Below are 19,517 nucleotides of genomic sequence, written 5' to 3'. Positions count from 1 at the left end.
CAGCATAAAAATGCCCCGCCCCCCATCCTTATATAACGAAAAAAACCCCGCCGCAGGCGCTTACCAATCGCTTGCAGGCGGGGTTTTGTTATTTTAATTAACCGATGCTGCCTTCCATCTCGAACTTGATCAGACGGTTCATCTCCACCGCATACTCCATCGGCAGTTCTTTCGTGAACGGCTCGATGAAGCCCATAACGATCATCTGCGTTGCTTCCGCTTCGCTAAGGCCGCGGCTCATCAGATAGAACAATTGATCCTCTGAAACCTTCGATACTGTCGCTTCATGCTCAAGCGTAATGTTATCGTTCAAAATCTCGTTGTAAGGAATCGTATCCGATGTCGATTCGTTATCAAGGATGAGCGTATCGCATTTGATGTTCGCTTTCGCGCCATCGGAGTTGCGTCCGAACGATGCAAGGCCGCGATACGTTACTTTACCGCCGTGCTTGCTGATCGATTTGGAAATAATCGTCGAGCTTGTATCCGGAGCAAGATGAGTCATTTTCGCGCCTGCATCCTGATGCTGCCCTTTGCCTGCAACCGCGATCGACAATACCATACCCTTCGCTCCGCGGCCGCGCAATACGACTGCCGGATATTTCATCGTCAGCTTGGAGCCGATATTCCCGTCTACCCATTCCATCGTTGCGTTCTCATCTGCAACCGCGCGTTTGGTCACGAGGTTATAAATGTTCGGCGCCCAGTTTTGAATGGTCGTGTAACGAACGCGTGCGTTCTTTTTGCATAAAATCTCAACGACCGCGCTGTGAAGCGAGTTCGTGCTGTATACCGGCGCCGTACAGCCTTCAACATAGTGAACAGAGCTGTCTTCGTCGGCGATAATAAGCGTACGCTCGAATTGTCCCATGTTCTCGGAGTTAATCCGGAAGTAGGCTTGGAGCGGAATATCGCATTTCACGCCTTTTGGAACGTAGATAAAGCTTCCACCCGACCATACCGCGCTGTTCAATGCCGCGAACTTGTTATCGTTCGGAGGAATGATCGTACCGAAATATTCCCGAAGCAGCTCCGGATGCTCGCGAAGCGCCGTATCCGTATCCGTGAAGATAACGCCTTGCTTCTCCAAGTCCTCCTGCATGCTGTGATAGACAACCTCGGATTCGTATTGAGCCGATACGCCCGCTAGAAACTTTTGCTCCGCTTCAGGGATGCCGAGCTTATCGAACGTTTCTTTAATTTCGGAAGGAACCTCTTCCCACGTCTTGCCCTGCTTCTCGGATGGCTTGACATAGTATTGAATATCCTCGAAATCGAGATCGTCCATATTGCCGCCCCAACGAGGCATAGGCATTTTGTTGAACTGTTCAAGCGACTTCAGACGGAACTCAAGCATCCATTCCGGTTCGTTTTTCATTTCTGAAATGGTCCGAACGATTTCAGGTGTCAAGCCTTTGCCCGATTGAAAAATCGACTTGTGCTCGTCGCGGAAACCATACTTATACTCTTCCATTTCCGGCATTGATTTTGCCATTTGATTCACGCTCCTTTGTTCGACTTTGAGTTATTCGTGTTGATGCTCGATTCCTTTGCGCAGTGCGTTCCAGGCTAATGTCGCGCATTTGATGCGGGCAGGAAACTTATTAACGCCGGACAATGCTTCAATATCCTCAAGCTCTTCGAACTCGACGGCTTCGCCCTTCATAAGCGAAGAGAAGCGGTCAGCCATGGAGAGAGCCTCGTCGAAACTTCTCCCTTTGACCGCCTCCGTCATCATCGATGCCGAGCTCATGCTGATGGAACAGCCTTCGCCGCTGAACTTGGCATCGGTCACTTTGCCGTCTGCCACTTGGAGCTGCAGCGAAATCCGATCCCCGCAGGTCGGATTATTGAGGTTAATCGTTACGGATTCCTCATTCATCGTCCCGCGGTTACGAGGATTTTTATAATGATCCATTATTACCCTGCGGTATAAATCATCCAATTGCATGACCGAAGAACTCCTTTGTTTGTAGTAAAGCATCGGCTAAGCGGTCAATGTCCTCTTCGGTATTATATAGATAAAAGCTTGCTCTAGCCGTAGCCGATACATTCAACCATCTCATCAGCGGCTGGCAGCAGTGATGGCCTGCCCGAATCGCGACACCTTTCGAATCCAGAACGGTCGCTACATCATGAGGATGCACATCCTCAAGATTAAAGGTGACGAGTCCAACACGGTTTTGCTTGGGTCCGTAAATGGAAATCCCGTCAAGCGATGAGAGCTTCTCGTATGCGTAGGCAGCCAAGCGGCGCTCGTGCTGATCGATCTCGTCAAATCCGATTTCATTAAGGAAATCGATTGCCGCCCCTAAGCCAACCGCACCGGCAATAATTGGAGTTCCCCCTTCGAAGCGGTAAGGAATCTCTTTCCAGGTGGACTCATATAAATCGACGAAGTCAATCATTTCCCCGCCGTATTCAATCGGCTCCATCTTGTTAAGCAGCGCCTTCTTGCCGAATAAAGCTCCGATTCCGGTAGGTCCGCACATCTTGTGACCGGAGAAGGCATAGAAGTCGACATCTAGATCCTGCAAGTCAACCTTCATATGCGGCGTGCTCTGCGCCCCGTCAACAACCATGACCGCTCCGTTCCGATGTGCGATTTGCGCGATATCCTTAATCGGATTAATAACGCCCAGCACGTTCGAAACGAACGTGACCGAAACGACCTTTGTCCGGGGGGTTATCGTTTTCTCAACATCTTCGATTGCGATTGAGCCGTCCGGCTGCAGCGGAATGTACTTGAGCGTGGCCCCTGTTGCCTTCGCGGCCTGCTGCCAAGGAATGAGATTACTGTGATGCTCCATCGGCGTAATAACGATTTCATCGCCTTCGCCGCATTCGGAGCGCGCATAACTCGAAGCAACCAAATTCAAAGCGGTCGTCGTGCCCCTCGTAAAAATAATTTGCTCCGGCGCTCCGGCGTTCAATAATTTGGCTACCTTCTCGCGCGCTCCCTCATAGGCGTCTGTCGCTCTAGAACCTAGCGTATGCACGCCGCGATGAACGTTCGCATTATCCAGCTCATAGTATCGTTTAACCGCATCAATGACGGAACGCGGCTTCTGAGAAGACGCCGCGCTATCCAGATAAACGAGCGGATGCCCGTTTATCTCTTGATGCAATATCGGGAACTGCTCCCGTATCGCATTAGTATTCATCCTTCAAGCTTCCTTTCGAGCAAACGCTGAAGCTGTACGCGGACCGCTTCTACCGGAATTTCCGATACGACCGGTGCCAAGAAGCCGTAAATAATTAAACGTTCAGCGTCCTGCTTAGAAATACCGCGGGACATCAGGTAATAGACCTGCTCCGGGTTTACTTGCCCTACGCTTGCCGCATGGCCGGCCGTTACATCGTCTTCATCGATCAATAAAATCGGATTGGCGTCGCCGCGCGCCTTAGGGCTCAGCATGAGCACCTTCTCGGTTTGCACGCCGTTCGCCTTTGTTGCGCCATGCTCGATTTTCGTTATCCCGTTAATAATCGCCGAAGCGGAATCCTTCATAACCGCACGCGTCACCATGTTGCTGTCCGAGCTCTTGCCGAAATGCACGGCCTGTGTCGTCAAGCTGTTCTGCTGTGCATTCTTGCCTACGCTGATTACCTTCGCATCCGACGTGGAGCCTTGGCCTTTCAGCACGGATTTCGTATCGGACAGCGTGTTGCCGTCGTTCAGATCGCCGATGATCCATTCCATCTGTCCGTCATTCTCGATAACAGCCCGGCGGATCGTCATATCGACGCCTGTCTCTCCCATAGAATGTATCGAACCGAAACGCACATGCGCGCCCGGCTTAACGAATACTTCCACGATGGAAGGATGAACGAACGGAGCCGCCGCTGTACCCTGTTCGGATACGACACAATCTACATAAGTTACGCGGCTGTGGCTGTCAGCTACAATCAGAATATGCGGAGCGAAAGTTGCTTCCGAATTATCGTTGTACAGAATCGCCTGCAAAGGCAGTTCTACTTCAACGTTCTTCGGTACGTATACGAATACGCCTCCGTTCCAAATCGCTGCATTCAGCGCTGTAAGCTTATCCTCATCCATAGCGACGGCCTTGAACAAATATTTTTGAACAAGATCGCCATGCTCCTTGCATGCCGTCTCCAAATCGGTAAAAATAACGCCTTTGCTCGTCAGCTCGCTTGCAATCTGTTTCCATACGGAACCGGAATTGCGCTGAATGAGCAGGTTTTCCGTACCTTCCGATACGAGTTCCCGAACGACTTCGGGAAGCTCGCTGACAGAGCCAGCCGCCGCCGGCTGCTCGTAATTGCCGACAGCCGTCAGATTCCACCGTTCAATGCGCACCTTCTCAGGCTTAGGCCATGCAATCGTTCCGGTAAGATCAGCAGCTTCACCGCGCAGCTCGACAAGCCAGTTCGGCTCTCCTTTGCTGCGGGCCAGCGCTTCTGCAGATTGACGGTTGGCCTGCGTCGATAGTTGTGTACTCATCCGTTATGCCCCCTTCTCCGCTTAAGCCTGGCCGACCGTTTCATCTACGATGCCAAGTTCTTCTTTAACCCAATCGTAACCTTCGTTCTCCAGACGCTCAGCCAGCTCAGGTCCGCCCGATTTGACGATACGTCCTTGCATCATAACATGGACGAAATCCGGCGTAATATAGTTAAGCAACCGCTGGTAGTGCGTGATGATCAGGAAGCCGCGGTCTTCGGAACGCATCGCGTTAACGCCTGTGGAGACGATGCGAAGGGCGTCGATATCAAGACCGGAGTCGATTTCGTCGAGCACGACGATCTTCGGATCAAGCAGCATCATTTGCAAAATCTCATTCCGTTTTTTCTCGCCGCCCGAGAATCCTTCATTCAAATAACGGTGCGCAAATTCAGGGTTCATTTCAAGTTCCTTCATTTTGCTTTCCATTTGGCGGATGAACTTGATCAATGAAATCTCATTGCCTTCGCCGCGGCGGGCATTAAGCGCGCTGCGGAGGAAATCCGAGTTGGTTACGCCGGGAATTTCACTCGGATACTGCATAGCAAGGAACAAACCGGCGCGGGCGCGCTCATCGACATCCATCTCCAGCAGGTCTTCTCCGTTAATCTGAGCCGAGCCTTCCGTTACTTCATATTTAGGATGCCCCATCAATGCGGAAGCAAGCGTACTTTTACCGGTTCCGTTAGGGCCCATGATCGCATGGATTTCTCCGCCTTTGATTTCAAGGTTGATGCCTTTCAAAATTTCTTTTCCTTCGATAGCCGCTTTCAGGCCGTCGATGACAAAATGCGTTGCCATAATATGCTGATCCCTCCAAAGTTGGTTTCATTCACGCAGTCACTTCTATAATAAACAAGCCTGTCTATAACAGAGTGATTCTCAATGATTCTCAATAATCATTTTAATATAGTTTTTGTTATAAATCAATGCGGGATATAGCGGCGATGCGATTTTTACGTACGATTCCGCATGATCATCGACTTAAAGCCTCCTTAATTTGCTGTACCTTCTGCCGGAAAGCCTCCTCGTCCAAAACTGGAATCAATTTCGGAGTCGGCGGCCCCTCCTCCAGTTTTACCCATGATTTGCAGCCGTTATAAGCGGGACGCATCAGAATTTCCACCGGCTCCGCCAGACGGTATACCCGCAAAAGCAAAAGATGGAGCGGCTTCGTCTTTTTCCATCGCAGCCTCTCCTCGACGAACTCATCCGTCCATATATGAAAATCGCGAAGACGGTCGAGCGTCTCCTGGTCCGTGATTTCGATATCCTCCGCCGCTTCGGCATAAGCCTCCAGCTTGATCTTCGTCATTTCCTGCGGCCAACCTGGCGGCACAGCGTCAAGACCGTCCGCAAAACCCGGCTTCAGCAGATGCGCTTTCTGATGCTCGTACGCGGGCATTAAATAAAAAGAAGGGCTTATCAGCTGGAAATCCCTCGTCTCTTCAATAATTCCGCCTTTCCGCAGCACAATGATCTGCTCGCCTTCCTTGAGCGCTTTAACGCTTACCGCCCACTCCTTCAACGCAACGGGTCCGCTCCCGTTCTGTCTTGTCATTGACATAGCCTCCCCTATCTCAATACCCATTCATCGTATTATATCAAATGTGGGTATTCCATGGCGAAATAATATCCTTTATACTATGTTGAGATGAATACTGGGCATTTCAGCCCGCAACAATATACCGGAGGTGGACGGCCATGTCTGCATATCATCCCTTAACCGAACAAGAAGCGATTCAAATAGCAGGCTCACTCGATGAATTTTTTCCTGCGGGAGCAGCGCTGCAATGCCGTGAGATCGGCGACGGCAATTTAAATCTCGTCTTCCATATTACAGATCCCGCAAGCGGCAAGAGCCTCATTATGAAGCAGGCGCTTCCCTATGCGAAGGTCGTTGGGGAGTCGTGGCCGCTGACGCTGGACAGGGCTCGGATTGAGAGCGAGAAGCTCATTTTGGAAAGCCGGTATGCGCCCGGTCTCGTGCCAATCGTCTATAAGTACGATCAGGAGCTGGCGCTGACGGTCATGGAAGATTTAAGCGACCATGTGATCATGCGCCAAGGCTTGGTTGCAGGAACGCGTTATCCGCAATTTGCCGACGATATATCGACTTTTATGGCACGAACTTTATTCTTTACCTCCGATCTCGGAATGAATCAGCAGGACAAAAAAAATCAGGTCAAGGCTTTTATTAATCCTGAATTGTGCAAAATAACGGAAGATCTTATCTTTGACGATCCGTATACGAACTCGCTTAACAACAGCTTTGATCCTGCCATTCAAGATGCCGCGGAAGCGCTCTGGAAGGACGAAGAGCTTCATCTCGAGGTCGCCATACTGCGCGAGAAGTTTCTGACCGACGGGCAGGCGCTGCTGCACGGCGATCTTCACACAGGCAGCGTATTCGTCACGCCCGCATCGACGAAGGTGATTGATCCCGAATTCGCCTTTTATGGTCCGATCGGCTTTGATATCGGAGCCGTTATCGCAAACCTGCTGTTGAACTTTGCAGGTCAGGAGCATTGGGCGGCAGGCGAAGAGCAGCGCAGCAGCTTCCGCCGCTATTTGACGGATACAGTCAGGGATGTCTGGCAGCTATTCGATAAGAAATTCCGCGCACTATGGGAAGAGCATGGGGTTGACCGGATCGCGTCTTCAACGCCCACTTACAAAGAATATTACATGAAACGGTTACTGCAGGATGCGGTCGGGTTCGCAGGATGCAAAATGGTACGCCGCATCGTAGGACTCGCGCATGTCATCGACATCGACCGTATACCGGACGCAGCCGTCCGCGAGAAAGCGCAGCGGCTTGCATTATTGATCGGCACTGCCCTTATTCGCAACAACCGAAAAACGCAATCCATTGAGGAAGTCATCGATACGGCGCTTTCGGCAGCCGAATAAACATTTTTGATTCATTGAGGAGAGATCGCCATGTCAACAGCTTCTACCGGGCTGCAGTCGGTCATATGGAATGAGGACAAGCTCGATTTATTAGATCAGCGGCTATTGCCGGAGGAAATTGTATATTTGCCTTTGAATACATCGGAAGACGTCTGGGAAGCGATACGGCATTTGAAGGTCCGGGGAGCTCCGGCTATCGGAATTTCGGCGGCATATGGCGTAGTGCTGGGCAGCCGAGATGAGGTGACCGTTGACGGTTGGCTCGCACAGGTGAACAAACAGGCCGAATACCTTGCCACGTCGAGGCCGACAGCCGTTAATTTGTTCTGGGCGCTTGACCGCATGAAAGCATCGGCCGCTTCCTATGCGGATAAAGGCCTATCCCTTGAGGACTGCAAAGCCGCGCTTCTCACAGAGGCGATTGCGATCCAAAGCGAAGACGAAGAGACGAACCGGTTGATCGGCGAGCATGCCCTGTCGTTGTTCAAAGACGATATGGGCGTACTGACGCATTGTAATGCCGGCGGCCTCGCTACCGCTAAATACGGTACGGCTCTTGCTCCGTTCTATCTAGCTCTTGAGCGCGGCATTACGCTGCGGGTGTTCGCGGATGAAACAAGGCCGGTACTGCAAGGAGCCAGGCTCACGGCTTTCGAATTGCAGCAAGCCGGCGTGGACGTTACGCTAATATGCGATAATATGGCCGGAATGGTCATGTCCAAGGGATGGATCGACGCCGTTATCGTCGGCACGGACCGCGTGGCTGCAAACGGAGATGTCGCGAATAAGATCGGCACCTACAGCGTAGCCGTTCTCGCGAAAGCTCACGGCATTCCTTTTTATGTGGCTTGTCCGATGTCGACGATCGATCTGAATACGCCGACAGGAGCGGAGATTCCGATTGAGGAGCGCAATGCGGAGGAAATAACGGAAGGGTTCGGCAAACGCACGGCTCCGCGGGGAGTGAAGGTTTACAATCCGGCCTTCGACGTGACTCCGCATGAATACGTGACCGCCATCATTACGGAGAAGGGCATTGTACAAGCGCCTTACGAAGCAAATCTGCGCAGGCTGTTCGAATAAGCGTTTACAATAAACGTTAGCTAAAACAATCAGCCCTAATCCCAGTATAAAGCTGTTCGTTGCAGCAAATACGGATTAGGGCTCTTTAAGTCCAATTACAGCATGAGCCGAAGCGCATCCGAGCCCTTCATTCCTACTGTAATGCCGAGTGATTCTGCCGTAAAAGTTACCGATTCCAGCGGTGCTTCCATCAGTTCCTCCAACGTGCGAACGCCAACCGCGCGGCCGGCTATGATTTCCCGCTCTTTAAGCCTATCATTAAGGAGAGACACATCCAGCGCTCCGCACATGATATATCCTTTGTCCGTCATGATCGCAAGTAAAGTTGTTTTGGGCAGCTTGGCTTCAATCCCAAGCACGGTTTCCCCGTTCTCGAGCGTGAAAGGGACCATTCGCATCATCTAGGATCCACCCCCTTTAGTTGGATAATAAGAGGTATTTAGCTGCAACAACATTATATGCAAAATTTTATTTGCAGTGTTGGACAAATGCTGATTTAATGAATAACATATACAATAGAATTGATGGTATATTAGTACTATAATGTGCCGTACGGAGGTTTTATGAATAAACAACCCTCAGCTTCAGAGCAAGGATCATTTATTTTTAATATCGAGGTTCTTGTCGAAGGAAACAATAACGCAGCGGCGCTAGAGAAGCTTCTTAGCACACTAAATAAGAGTCATTTTACAGACTATCGCATCCTTTCGGGTATTCGGCTAGGCGAGGAAATCGATGAACGCAAAGCAAGGGCGGCCGCCTTGGACGAAATCCCTGTGACACAGGAAACCGGCATTCAAGCCAACCTTGCGGCTGACAATAAGAATACGCAGGCCGCTCCGCCTGCCTCGGAAGCTTACAGCGGCTTTGATAAATTAAAGGATATCATGAAGAACAACACGCTCATACGACTGATCGTTAACAAAGGTCTAGGCATTAAGCTCAATATCCCTTGCCGCGTCATCAATATGGATGAGAAAGAAAATCTCATCACCGTATATCACGTGGATGAGAAGCAGGTTTATTCTTTCCGTTTAAATGAAATCGAAGATTTTTCTTCTTGAGAAATTGCATATAAACAAAACAAACACCCGTTATTGCTGCTGGTTCGGCCAGCCGCTTTAAAGGGTGTTTTTCAATTCGCTCCGGGAGCAAGCATTTCTTCGATATTGTCGCTGGTAACGGGCGGGCTCCAGTAGTAACCTTGCATTTCATCGCAATTATGCTTACGCAGAAACTGCATCTGCTCTTCGTTCTCCACGCCCTCGGCAATGACCTGAATATTCAAATTATGCGCCATAGCGATAATGGCCGCGACAATTTCCGCATCTCCTGGATCCTGCTGAATGTCGCGTACGAAAGACCGGTCAATCTTCAGTCGGTCAATTGGAAAGTTCTTCAAATAATGAAACGAGCTATAGCCGGTGCCAAAATCGTCTACGCTAATATTGACGCCCAGATCGGTTAGATCGAGCAAGCATCTGGAGACATGGCCGACATCCATCGTCATGGATTCCGTAATTTCCAAATCAAGATATTTCGCATCCAGTCCCGTCTTCTGAAGCACGCTCGATACTTTGCTCGCAAGATCGTTTTGTACGAATTGTCTGATCGACAAGTTAACCGAGACCGGCATGGCCGGCAGTCCGGCATTCTGCCATGCTTTATTCTGGCGGCAAGCCTCTTCCAGTACCCAGTCGCCGATTTGCACGATCATGCCACTCTCTTCCGCTAACGGAATAAAGCTTCCCGGCGGCATCACGCCCTTGAGCGGATGGTTCCATCGCACGAGCGCTTCAACGCCTACCATAACGCCGGATTCCAAATCATATTGCGGTTGATAATGTAAAACAAATTCATTGCGCTGGATCGCTCTGTACATTTCGTGCTGTAATGTCAGACGCTCGAGCGACGAATTGCTCCAGCTTTCCGAATGAAGAAGGCAGTCGTTCTTCCCGCTTTCCTTCACCTTCACGAGCGCCATATCCGCTTTCTTAATCAATGTATAGCCGTCATCCTCCCCGTTCCGGTTCGTCACGGAGCCGATGCTGGCTGTTATATGTAACGGGAAGCCACTTAGTTCATAAGGCTCCTCTATGACCTTCAGAAGCAGGCGGGATTGATCGAGCAGATGCAGATCCGACTCTATGCTGTAGAACAATAAAGCGAATTCGTCGCCCTCCATGCGCGCGGCAAAATCATTTTCCGTTAAGTTTCTGTTCAGACGCTCGGCGACCTGCATCAGGAGCATATCGCCAAATTCCCTGCCGAACGAAGCGTTAACGAGCTTGAAACGGTCCAAATCCAGGTAACATATTCCGACTACGCGGTCTTCCTCTTTGGCTCTTGCAAGCGTCTCCGTCAGCTTCATCTGAAATAATGTCCGATTCGGCAGTCCCGTCATATCGTCATAATAAGCCATATAACGAATCCGCTCGACGTTGCGCTTACGGTCGCTTAAGTCTTGGCTGATCATCACGGATCCGATCACCTCGTTGTCCTGCACCATCGGTGAGCATACGACTTGAAGTTCCAGCGGAAATCCGGAACGGTGTGTGATGTTGATGTTCGCCTGTTTTGTTTCCCCGAGCATCGTTTGCTCAAGCGTATCAAGCAGCAACGGGCGGCTTCCGGGCTCGACAAGACGCGAGACCGGCTCTCCGAGCAGTTCTTCGCGTTGATACCCGAGTGCGCGGCTAGACGCTTCGTTCACTTCGATAATAACCCCGCTCTGGTTCAGAACCGCTAAAGGAAGCACTTCGGACTGAAGCAGCGTTTCTACGATTGTAGTATGGTATTTTTGGAAGCTTATCGATTGATGGCGCCTGCTATAGACAATAATTGCAGTTACGACTAACGATGCGGCAATCGCCGCAGCAGTCCATCTGAACATCGGTTTCGATATCAGAAGAAATGAAATCGCGATCCACACCGACGCGAGCACGGCTAGCAGCAAGCTTATAACCGACGGTCCGTTAAACGGCCGATTCAACAGCTGCCGCTTTCGTTGTTCTGGCACACCATCCATCCGATTCGTCACGCACCAACGTCCTTCCCCTAGTCCGAGTTATGCGGGTGTTTGCTTTATTATAAACGATGTAACCTTCTCCGGATAGAAATATTTGCTAAGATTTATTGAAATTTTATTTACATAGCAAAGAAATATGTCGGTCAAACTATAAAAATCCGGTACCGAATAATGACTTTACGCTAAGCTTTTTTAAATGCCGCTGTAATGATGCATGCCCATCCCGCCAACATGGCAACGCCCCCCAGAGGCGTGATCGCCCCCAGTATGCTTTTGCTGCTCAGCGCAAGAACATACAGGCTCCCGCTGAAGATAACGGTCCCGGCACAAATCAGGCGCGCTCCGTTCCGGATAAGCTTGCTCTCGCCAAGCAGATTTCCGAGCAAGGAGACGAGCATCAGCCCCAATGCGCTGTACATATGGTATCGGACGCCTGTTTCAAATACTTCAAGATAATGATCGCTGATTCGATTCTCCAGACCGTGCGCTCCGAAGGCTCCTAACGCGATCGCCAGGGCGGCATTGATGGAGCCGATACCGAAATATTTTGGAAACATGTGGTTTTCATTCCTTTCATGATTGTGTATAATTTTAGCGAAAAGGAGACGATCATAGTGGACAATGACCAGAATAAACCCATTGATTTTCAAAAAGCGCAATCATCTTCAGAAGCAGATAACGACAGCTTTAATCCTCCCCCTGACGACCCTTACGCAGCGAGACCGATCTTCTCAGACTCCCTGCCTCCACAGGATGGACCAATGAAACAGTCGGGCCTGGGCATTGCATCTTTCGTGCTTGCCCTGCTGTCCGTCGTACTTATTATCGTGTCGATCGTATTCGGCACAATGTTCGCGGATCAGATCGTGAACAGCGACCTTGCCTTGGCTGACCCCTCCGATCCGGCTGCCTTTCAGCAAACGTTCGAAGAGCTTGGAGGAGATGTGCTTGTACCGATCATGATCGCCGGCTTATCTATTATCGCAGCGATCGGCATATCCTTCATCGGACTCATACTGGGCATTATCGGCTTATTCTCCAAAAACCGCCGGAAAGTATTTGGCATTATCGGCGTTGTATTAAACGGCTTACTTGTCGTCGGCGCTATTCTTCTCATCGTTATCGGACTTGCGATCAGCGCTTCGGGCATGGCATAACTTTTGCATAAAAGGCAGACTGTCTGCTTCAGCCCCGTTCTATCGGGAATGGAAGCAGACTTTTTTTATGCCGCTGCAGCGTTATTTTATCAAGAAATTCGTGCGGCTGAAGCCCTCTTTCGTCTTGCTCACCTCGAGGCACGCCGGGAATACGTCCTTCAACTCCTGAACATGAGAGATGACGCCGATCATTCTTCCGGCCTTCTGCAAATCTACGAGCGCCATAATTGCCTTCTGCAGCGATTCCTCGTCCAGCGAGCCAAAGCCTTCGTCGATGAACATCATTTCGATCGACACGCCGCCGTGGAACGATTGGATAACATCCGTCATGCCTAAGGCGAGGCATAATGAAGCGTTAAACTTCTCTCCCCCGGACAGCGTCTTCACATCACGGTTTTGTCCGGTATAGGCGTCGTATACATCGAGCCCCAATCCGCTTTGCTTGCCGCGATTTTCGAGACGGTCGCTGCGCTGAAGCGTAAATTGTCCGTTCGACAGCTCCTTCAACCGGGCATTGGCCGCGTATAAAATATGCTCCAAAAACTCGATAAGGATATATCGCTCGAATGAAATTTTCAGCGCATTCTCGCCCTTCAGCATCTGATAGATATCCATGACCTCTTCAAGGGAAGCTTCCAGCGTCTTCACGCGTTCTTGAGACTTTGTTATGGATCCGGCCAAACGCTGCGCTTCTTGTCCGATTCGAAGGGCCGCGTGGGCGGACTTGATCGCCTGCTCCAGCTGCTGCTTCATCGTCTCAAGCTGCAGCACGAGACCGTTAAGATCGACTCTCTCCTTACCCGCAAGCTCGACTTGAAGTTCGGAGAGCTGCTTAGCAAGCAGTGCTGCCGAGGAACGATAAACCTCAAGCTCCTCCCGAAGCGTTTCTCTTTCGGCTGCCGCCATAGCGGCGTCGCGGTATTGCCGATCGTTCGCGAAGCCCGCTTTCTGCAGTTCCTCCTGCAGCCGCCGCAGCGCTGAGGTTTGACTGCTCTCCGCTTCCTTCAGCTGCAGGACCGCTTGCTCCGCATAGGCCTTCTGCTCGGCCAGCTTCGTCATCGCTGCCTGCAGCTGTTCCTGCGCAAGCTTCCAGGCCGTCATCAGGCTGTCGGCAAGAGCCTTCTGCTCCCCCAGCCTGGCCGTCATCCGGTCGTTCGTCCGCAGCTGCTCCGGAATGCGGTCAAGCTCCTTCTGCAGCACCGACTGCTGGGAGGTGCGTTCGATAATCCTCAATTGCTGCGTCTGCTGCAGCTGCTCCTTCGCTGCCAAGTGCTTCTCGAGCGTCTCCTCCAGCCGCTCGACCTCTCTTCTCAGCTCCGGAAGCTGCCGCGCCTTCGCCTGCAGCCTGTCCGTCTCGTCCTTAAGTGCACGCCATTGCCGCAGCAGCTGCGCCCTCTGCTCCTCCAGATTCATAACTTGCAAGCCGTACTCCTCGAGCTCTCTCGCACCGTCCTCACGCGTCGCTTGCGCAGCCGCCGCTTGCGCCCTGGCTCCCAGCAGCTCCCGCTCCGCCGCGCTTAGCTGCTCCTTCGCCTGCTGCAGCCTCTCCCGTGAAGGCACCTCGGCTGCCATATCGGCCTTCGAAGGGTGACTCTCGCTCCCGCATACCGGACAGGGCTTGCCGTCATGCAAATGGGCAGCCAGCAGCGAGGCTTGTCCTTCGATCCACTTCGATTCCAACCTGTCATGCTCGTTCTTCGCCTTCTCGAACGAATGCCTGAACTCGATGTCGAGCCGCGCCATTCGCGCGAGCTCTTTCTCAATGTCTACCAGGCGCTTCAATTGCTTGCCCTGCTGTTCCACCTGTCTCAGCCGATCAAGCTTATCTGCAAGCGAAGCCGTATCCGCCTCCGTTTCTTTCAACTGTGTGCCCAACGCTTGCCTAGAGTCGCGCAGCCGGGCAAGAACTGACTCCGTAGCCGTCAGCTTGACGGCACAGCCCTGCTCCTCTTTCAACAGCCTGTCGATCTCCTGCTGCTGTCTTGCAAGCGTTCGAACGACCGGCTCAAGCTCTGCCAATCGATGCAGCTCGCGTTCGGCGCCGCGCCGTTCTTCCTCCCGCAGCTCCTCCGCCCGGTACCTCTCCGCGGCCTGCTCCGAGCTGCGTTCGGCTGCTGCCAGCTCTCCTTGCCGAAGGGTCAGCCGGCTTCGTTTCGCGGCGGTTTCGGCATTCGCCCGGTCAGCTTGCTCCTGATAAGGCTCCAGCCTGGCCGCCTTCTCCGCCAGCGCTAACCGCTGCTCCTTTGCCGCGAAATCATCCTTCTGCGCATCCAGCTTCTCCTGCTGAACCCGCTTCCGATCGTACTCCTCATGCTTGCTGTTCAATGCGGCCGCTTCGCGCAGACGGGATTCCTGGCTGGCGATTCGAGCAGCCAACTTCTCTTTGCCCTTATCCGACTGCTCTGCCAGCTCGCGGTAATAAGCAACCTCTTCCTCCAGCGCCTCAATGACCTGCGCTGGACTGTGCACCTCCTGCTTGAAGGTGCGGGCCAGTCCGCTTCCCTCCCGCTCCGGCAGCGCTTCTTCCGCTTGCTTCATATAGGCGGCGGCTGTCGCCCTCGCCTCCCTCAGCTGATCCTGCAGCTCGCGGTTTATGTGCTGAAAGCGGCTTTCGAGCCGCTCGTACAACTCCGTGCGAAAAATTTTTCGTAAAATCTCTTCCTTGTTATCCGTATCCGAAGTTAACAGCTTGCGGAATTCACCCTGCGGCAGCATTACGATCTGGCTGAACTGATCCTTCGTAAGCCCGATGATCGCTTCCAGCTTCGCATTGACGTCCGAGATGATAAACCGGTCCACGGCCGGGACCGGCTCCCCGCTGGTCGTCTCGTACAGCTCGGCCTTCCCGCCCGTTTCGCTTTTGTTTCCTCCCTTGCGATGAGCCATTTGACGCAGAACCGCAAAGCTTCTACGGCCCACCGCAAATTCGAACGCGACTGCGGTATGCGTATCTTCTTCGGCAAAATGACTGCGGAGCATGCGCGGATCCGAACGGTCTTCGCCGCTTGCCGTACCAAAGATAGCGAAGCAGATCGCATCGAAAACGGACGTTTTCCCGGCTCCCGTATTCCCCGAAATAACGAACAGCCGGCGATCCTCCAGCAGGCTAAAATCGATCGTCTCCGTATCGCGGTAAGGCCCGAATGCCGTCATCGTTAATTTAAGCGGCCTCATACGACTCCTCCTTCCTCGCGAAGCAGTCCCATATACGTTTCCTCGAACAGCCGCTTCTTGGCCGCCGTAAGAGGCTGTCCCTTGACCTCCTGGTAGAAGGCGGCAAACAGCTCGATCGGATTCGCTTCCTGCCTGCCGGGTCCGGCAGCGGCTCCGTCAACCGATGCTTCCGTCCCGCCTGCCGTAACGGTCCTACGCTCCACGTGAAGCGCATTCGGGTAAATCGCCCGCACTTTCTCCATCGGAAACAGCACGGGGTTGTCGTTAAGCAGCGTAACAAAGACATAATCGTCATTCACCGGATGCTTCTCGAGCTCTTTGAGCGATGCCTCGACCCGGCGCATATCGCGCAGCGGCTTCAACTCGCGCTTCTCGACCGCAGCCTCGCCTGACCCGTCCAGCTCGATAACGAGGTAGCCTTTCGCATGCCGTTCCTCGGATATGGAATATTTAAGCGGCGAGCCCGAATATCGAATCGTATGATCGCGAACAAAATGAGCCTGATGCAGGTGACCGAGAGCCGTATAATGGAAACGCCCGAAATGCGCCGCGCTGACATGCTCGGCGCCGCCTACGGCAAGCGGCCTTTCGGAGTCGCTCGTATTATTCCCGGGCTCGCCCGTCGCCGTGACGAAGGCATGTCCGACGAACACATGTCTGGCTTCCGGATTCATGGTAAGGGAAAGCTTCTCTATGATGGCTCGCATCGCGTCGTCATGCGTCTTGATAGATTCATCGGCATACAAATGGCGCACCGCAGCCGGGTCGGCGTATGGAATAAGATGAAAGTGCACTTCGCCGTGCATATCGCGCAGCACGACCGGTTTATTTTCCTTCTTCAGCTGCCCCGCCAAATACAAGCCGCGGCTCTCCATGAATTTGGTGCCGAAATTGATCCGGTCAGGGCTGTCATGGTTGCCGGAGATGGCTAGTACCGGCGTGTTCAATCCGATGACAATTTGGCCGAGAATCTCGTCCAGCAGCTCGACCGCTTCCGTCGGCGGTACTGCTCTGTCATAGAGATCGCCGGCTATAATGACGGCATCCGGCCGTTCGTCTTCGACCGCTTGCACCAGCTGCCGCAGCACGTACCGCTGATCCTCGGTCATATAGACGCCTTGAACAAGTTTACCTAAATGCCAGTCCGCAGTATGTAACAGCTTCATTCATTCAAACATCCTTTCCCGGAGGAGCAAAATCCTGCCGGAATATTCTTGTCTCTATTCTACCATTCGTTCCGCTGAACCGCATAGTGCGCGCATTCCGTTTCCCGGTAGATTGCTAGAATGGACGAATTTTCTTTCACATAACCGCTCGGCACTTGAATATATTGAATAACAACCAAGTAATCATGACTAACGTTAAGGAATGAGGTGAGGGAAATGGATTCAGAAAAGTTGTTTATTGTATCAAGGGAGGATTGGTCGCTTCACCGTAAGGGCTATGAGGATCAAGCCAGACACCAGGAAAAGGTACAGGAAGCAATTAAGCAAAACCTTCCCGATCTGGTTTCCGACGAAAGCATCGTCTTGTCCGATGGGCGTCGTACGATCAAAGTGCCGATCAAAAGCCTTGACGAGTCACATTTTATCTATAATTACAACAAGAAGCAGCACGTAGGACAAGGCGACGGAGATTCGCAGGTGGGCGACGTTCTAGGCGTGGATCCGCAAGCCGCAAAGGGGCCGGGCAAAGGGCAGGATGCAGGCGATCAGCCAGGGGAAGATGTCGTAGATACCGAGATCGATATCGACCAGTTGGAGGATATGCTGTTCGAGGAGCTGGAACTGCCGAATTTGGAGCAGAAGCAGAAGGATCAGATGCAGACGACGGAAATCGTATTTCATGAAATACGCAAAAAAGGCATCATGTCCAATATCGACAAGAAACGAACCCTTATTGAAAATTTAAAGCGGAACGCGAATGCCGGCAAAGCCGGGATCGGCGGCATATCTCCGGACGATCTCCGTTATAAGACATGGAACGAAGTCATTAAGCCCCAGTCCAACGCCGTCATTCTTGCGCTCATGGACACCTCCGGAAGCATGGGCTCGTTCGAAAAATATTGCGCGCGCAGCTTCTTCTTCTGGATGACCCGATTCCTGCGCCGCAAATACGAGCATGTCGAGATTGTATTCATCGCTCACCACACCGAGGCTAAGGAAGTGACGGAAGAGGAGTTTTTCAATCGCGGGGAAAGCGGCGGCACGATTTGCTCCTCGGCTTACCAGAAAGCCTTGGAGGTCATTGACTCGCGCTACCCGACCGCCAACTGGAACATTTACCCGTTCCACTTCTCGGACGGCGACAATCTCACCTCGGATAACGAGCGCTGCGTGAAGCTGATCGGACAGCTCATGGAGCGAAGCAACATGTTCGGTTACGGCGAGGTCAACCAATACAACCGCAGCAGCACGCTAATGTCGGCCTTCAAGCATATTAACCATAAGAAATTTATTTATTCGGTTATTAAGGAGAAGGGCGAAGTCTATAAAGCGCTTAAAACGTTCTTCTCCAAAAAAGCATCCGGTTCGTAACGTAAATAATCCCGCACGGCTTCCTAACTGGAGAGCCGGGCGGGATTCGAGTAAGCAGCACTTTGCAAACACACATTAAACCAGCTTTAACCAGATGTACTGCCGGCTAGGCTGATTTTTCATTTACTGCAGAAGCTCGGTCCCGCTGCTGCTATTACTTCCGGTAAGCTCGTCCAAGCTTTTGAATTCATAACCTTGACGGCGGGCTTCATCGATGATGCTGCCCAAAGCATCTGCATTATCCTTCGATACGGAATGCAGCAGCATAATGGCGCCCGGATGCAGCTGCTTCATCACCTGCTCGTACGCATATTGCGAGCCCTTCTGGGCATTAACATCCCAGTCTTTGTAGGCAAGGGACCAGAATACGTTCGTATAACCAAAGCGCTTGCTGGCCGCCAGTACCCGCTCATTAAATATCCCTCTAGGAGGCCGCAAATACTTCATTTCCTTCTGGCCGGTCAGACTGAGTACCTGCTCCTTCACTTTATCCAGCTCTGACCTGATTTGTTCTTCGGACAGCAAAGACATATCGGGATGGCTCCACGAATGATTGCCGACAATATGGCCTTCCCCAGCCATTCGTTTAATGAGCTCCGCTTGATCCTTTACATAATGACCGGTTACAAAAAAAGCGGCAGGTACTTTTTTCTCTTTCAGAACATCTAATATTCCGGGCGTATAACCGTTCTCATAACCGTTATCGAACGTCAGATAAAGCTCTTTCTTGCTTGTATCGCCAAGAAACAGCGCTCCATGCTGGGTCACGATCCCTTTGAAGCCTTCCTCATCGATCGAGGGAAGCTGGCCGTTTACGCTCTTTTTGAAGCCGAAGTGAAAAACTCCGGGCTGCTGGGCAAATGCGGCTGCAGGACTTACATGGCCGCATGCAATTACAGCAAGCATAGCAAGTATCCAAATGCACCGTTTCCTCACCAAATTACTCACTCCTTACTCCATACTCCTTATATTCTTCCCGACTAGATTTCCCATGGATGGACTTCAATACTCATTGCAAAAAAGCCGTTTACTTCCATGTCCGGCGGACAAGCAAGCAAACGGCTTTCATTTCATTTTGTATGGTCGGGACGACACGATTTGAACATGCGACCCCCTGGTCCCAAACCAGGTGCTCTACCAAGCTGAGCTACGTCCCG

Annotated in this window: 17 protein-coding genes and 1 tRNA gene; 5 read left to right on the top strand and 13 right to left on the bottom strand. The window is 51.9% G+C overall.

The window, feature by feature from the left end; all coding sequences use genetic code 11:
• Positions 1 to 97 precede the first annotated feature (97 nt).
• The 6 genes from sufB to H581_RS0110210 all read right to left on the bottom strand — a co-directional run bounded on the left by sufB (position 98) and on the right by H581_RS0110210 (position 6,029).
• A complete protein-coding gene (gene sufB / locus H581_RS0110235; protein WP_028609904.1) occupies positions 98 to 1,495 on the bottom strand; it encodes a Fe-S cluster assembly protein SufB in 1,398 nt (465 codons plus the stop codon).
• 30 nt (positions 1,496 to 1,525) lie between these two features.
• Positions 1,526 to 1,951, bottom strand: coding sequence for a Fe-S cluster assembly sulfur transfer protein SufU (gene sufU / locus H581_RS0110230; protein ID WP_028609903.1), 426 nt, complete (start codon positions 1,949 to 1,951; stop codon positions 1,526 to 1,528).
• Positions 1,938 to 3,164, bottom strand: a complete 1,227-nt coding sequence (locus tag H581_RS0110225) for a cysteine desulfurase (RefSeq protein WP_028609902.1) — start codon at positions 3,162 to 3,164, stop codon at positions 1,938 to 1,940. Before H581_RS0110225 ends, sufU begins: the two co-directional genes overlap by 14 nt.
• Entirely contained in the window at positions 3,161 to 4,468 is a 1,308-nt protein-coding gene (gene sufD, locus H581_RS0110220; RefSeq protein ID WP_028609901.1) for a Fe-S cluster assembly protein SufD, read from the bottom strand. Before sufD ends, H581_RS0110225 begins: the two co-directional genes overlap by 4 nt.
• Positions 4,469 to 4,489: 21 nt before the next feature.
• A complete protein-coding gene (sufC, locus tag H581_RS0110215) occupies positions 4,490 to 5,269 on the bottom strand; it encodes a Fe-S cluster assembly ATPase SufC (RefSeq protein ID WP_028609900.1) in 780 nt (259 codons plus the stop codon).
• A 175-nt stretch (positions 5,270 to 5,444) separates the two neighbouring features.
• Positions 5,445 to 6,029 carry a DUF1802 family protein gene (locus H581_RS0110210; RefSeq protein WP_028609899.1) on the bottom strand — a complete coding sequence of 195 codons (585 nt, stop codon included), beginning with the start codon at positions 6,027 to 6,029 and terminating at the stop codon, positions 5,445 to 5,447.
• Positions 6,030 to 6,172: 143 nt separating this feature from the next.
• On the opposite strand from H581_RS0110210, the gene mtnK reads away from it, so the two are divergent.
• Positions 6,173 to 7,381 carry an S-methyl-5-thioribose kinase gene (gene mtnK / locus H581_RS0110205; RefSeq protein WP_028609898.1) on the top strand — a complete coding sequence of 403 codons (1,209 nt, stop codon included), beginning with the start codon at positions 6,173 to 6,175 and terminating at the stop codon, positions 7,379 to 7,381.
• Between the two features lie 30 nt (positions 7,382 to 7,411).
• Positions 7,412 to 8,464, top strand: a complete 1,053-nt coding sequence (gene mtnA, locus H581_RS0110200) for an S-methyl-5-thioribose-1-phosphate isomerase (RefSeq protein WP_028609897.1) — start codon at positions 7,412 to 7,414, stop codon at positions 8,462 to 8,464.
• A 95-nt stretch (positions 8,465 to 8,559) separates the two neighbouring features.
• Here the strand turns inward: mtnA and H581_RS0110195 are convergent, their stop codons facing one another.
• A complete protein-coding gene (locus tag H581_RS0110195; protein ID WP_028609896.1) occupies positions 8,560 to 8,865 on the bottom strand; it encodes a YunC family protein in 306 nt (101 codons plus the stop codon).
• A gap of 162 nt (positions 8,866 to 9,027) precedes the next feature.
• Between H581_RS0110195 and H581_RS0110190 the strand changes: the two genes are divergently transcribed.
• A complete protein-coding gene (locus H581_RS0110190; RefSeq protein WP_051250641.1) occupies positions 9,028 to 9,528 on the top strand; it encodes a hypothetical protein in 501 nt (166 codons plus the stop codon).
• A 71-nt stretch (positions 9,529 to 9,599) separates the two neighbouring features.
• Here the strand turns inward: H581_RS0110190 and H581_RS0110185 are convergent, their stop codons facing one another.
• Entirely contained in the window at positions 9,600 to 11,483 is a 1,884-nt protein-coding gene (locus H581_RS0110185) for a putative bifunctional diguanylate cyclase/phosphodiesterase (protein ID WP_051250993.1), read from the bottom strand.
• Between the two features lie 191 nt (positions 11,484 to 11,674).
• Positions 11,675 to 12,049: a DUF423 domain-containing protein gene (locus H581_RS0110180; RefSeq protein ID WP_028609893.1), complete on the bottom strand. Its 375-nt coding sequence runs from the start codon at positions 12,047 to 12,049 to the stop codon at positions 11,675 to 11,677.
• Between the two features lie 204 nt (positions 12,050 to 12,253).
• Here H581_RS0110180 and H581_RS33630 point away from each other — a divergent pair, with 204 nt between their 5' ends.
• On the top strand, positions 12,254 to 12,649 hold the full coding sequence (locus H581_RS33630; RefSeq protein WP_036718433.1) for a hypothetical protein: 396 nt from the start codon (positions 12,254 to 12,256) through the stop codon (positions 12,647 to 12,649).
• 81 nt (positions 12,650 to 12,730) lie between these two features.
• Here H581_RS33630 and H581_RS0110170 read toward each other — a convergent pair whose 3' ends face one another.
• Entirely contained in the window at positions 12,731 to 15,823 is a 3,093-nt protein-coding gene (locus H581_RS0110170; protein WP_028609892.1) for an AAA family ATPase, read from the bottom strand.
• Positions 15,820 to 16,989, bottom strand: a complete 1,170-nt coding sequence (locus H581_RS0110165) for an exonuclease SbcCD subunit D (protein ID WP_028609891.1) — start codon at positions 16,987 to 16,989, stop codon at positions 15,820 to 15,822. The genes H581_RS0110170 and H581_RS0110165 overlap by 4 nt, the downstream gene beginning before the upstream one ends.
• A gap of 216 nt (positions 16,990 to 17,205) precedes the next feature.
• On the opposite strand from H581_RS0110165, the gene yhbH reads away from it, so the two are divergent.
• Positions 17,206 to 18,360 carry a sporulation protein YhbH gene (yhbH, locus tag H581_RS0110160; RefSeq protein ID WP_028609890.1) on the top strand — a complete coding sequence of 385 codons (1,155 nt, stop codon included), beginning with the start codon at positions 17,206 to 17,208 and terminating at the stop codon, positions 18,358 to 18,360.
• Between the two features lie 123 nt (positions 18,361 to 18,483).
• On the opposite strand, the gene pdaA is transcribed toward yhbH, so the two are convergent.
• Together pdaA and H581_RS0110150 are read right to left on the bottom strand one after the other, a co-directional pair.
• Positions 18,484 to 19,266, bottom strand: coding sequence for a delta-lactam-biosynthetic de-N-acetylase (pdaA, locus tag H581_RS33625; protein WP_084134537.1), 783 nt, complete (start codon positions 19,264 to 19,266; stop codon positions 18,484 to 18,486).
• A 174-nt stretch (positions 19,267 to 19,440) separates the two neighbouring features.
• Positions 19,441 to 19,517 (bottom strand) — tRNA-Pro (locus H581_RS0110150).

This window comes from Paenibacillus harenae DSM 16969, assembly GCF_000422465.1.
Classification (GTDB): Bacteria; Bacillota; Bacilli; order Paenibacillales; family Paenibacillaceae; genus Pristimantibacillus; species Pristimantibacillus harenae.
Note: the sequence above shows the minus strand (reverse complement) of the source record. Positions and strands in the feature narration are given on the sequence as shown.

Coding starts and splice junctions, on each gene's coding strand:
- sufB (WP_028609904.1), bottom strand. CDS start 1,495: ATGGCAAAATCAATGCCGGAAATGGAAGAGTATAAGTATGGTTTCCGC.
- sufU (WP_028609903.1), bottom strand. CDS start 1,951: ATGCAATTGGATGATTTATACCGCAGGGTAATAATGGATCATTATAAA.
- H581_RS0110225 (WP_028609902.1), bottom strand. CDS start 3,164: ATGAATACTAATGCGATACGGGAGCAGTTCCCGATATTGCATCAAGAG.
- sufD (WP_028609901.1), bottom strand. CDS start 4,468: ATGAGTACACAACTATCGACGCAGGCCAACCGTCAATCTGCAGAAGCG.
- sufC (WP_028609900.1), bottom strand. CDS start 5,269: ATGGCAACGCATTTTGTCATCGACGGCCTGAAAGCGGCTATCGAAGGA.
- H581_RS0110210 (WP_028609899.1), bottom strand. CDS start 6,029: ATGACAAGACAGAACGGGAGCGGACCCGTTGCGTTGAAGGAGTGGGCG.
- mtnK (WP_028609898.1), top strand. CDS start 6,173: ATGTCTGCATATCATCCCTTAACCGAACAAGAAGCGATTCAAATAGCA.
- mtnA (WP_028609897.1), top strand. CDS start 7,412: ATGTCAACAGCTTCTACCGGGCTGCAGTCGGTCATATGGAATGAGGAC.
- H581_RS0110195 (WP_028609896.1), bottom strand. CDS start 8,865: ATGATGCGAATGGTCCCTTTCACGCTCGAGAACGGGGAAACCGTGCTT.
- H581_RS0110190 (WP_051250641.1), top strand. CDS start 9,028: ATGAATAAACAACCCTCAGCTTCAGAGCAAGGATCATTTATTTTTAAT.
- H581_RS0110180 (WP_028609893.1), bottom strand. CDS start 12,049: ATGTTTCCAAAATATTTCGGTATCGGCTCCATCAATGCCGCCCTGGCG.
- H581_RS33630 (WP_036718433.1), top strand. CDS start 12,254: ATGAAACAGTCGGGCCTGGGCATTGCATCTTTCGTGCTTGCCCTGCTG.
- H581_RS0110170 (WP_028609892.1), bottom strand. CDS start 15,823: ATGAGGCCGCTTAAATTAACGATGACGGCATTCGGGCCTTACCGCGAT.
- H581_RS0110165 (WP_028609891.1), bottom strand. CDS start 16,989: ATGAAGCTGTTACATACTGCGGACTGGCATTTAGGTAAACTTGTTCAA.
- yhbH (WP_028609890.1), top strand. CDS start 17,206: ATGGATTCAGAAAAGTTGTTTATTGTATCAAGGGAGGATTGGTCGCTT.
- pdaA (WP_084134537.1), bottom strand. CDS start 19,266: ATGCTTGCTGTAATTGCATGCGGCCATGTAAGTCCTGCAGCCGCATTT.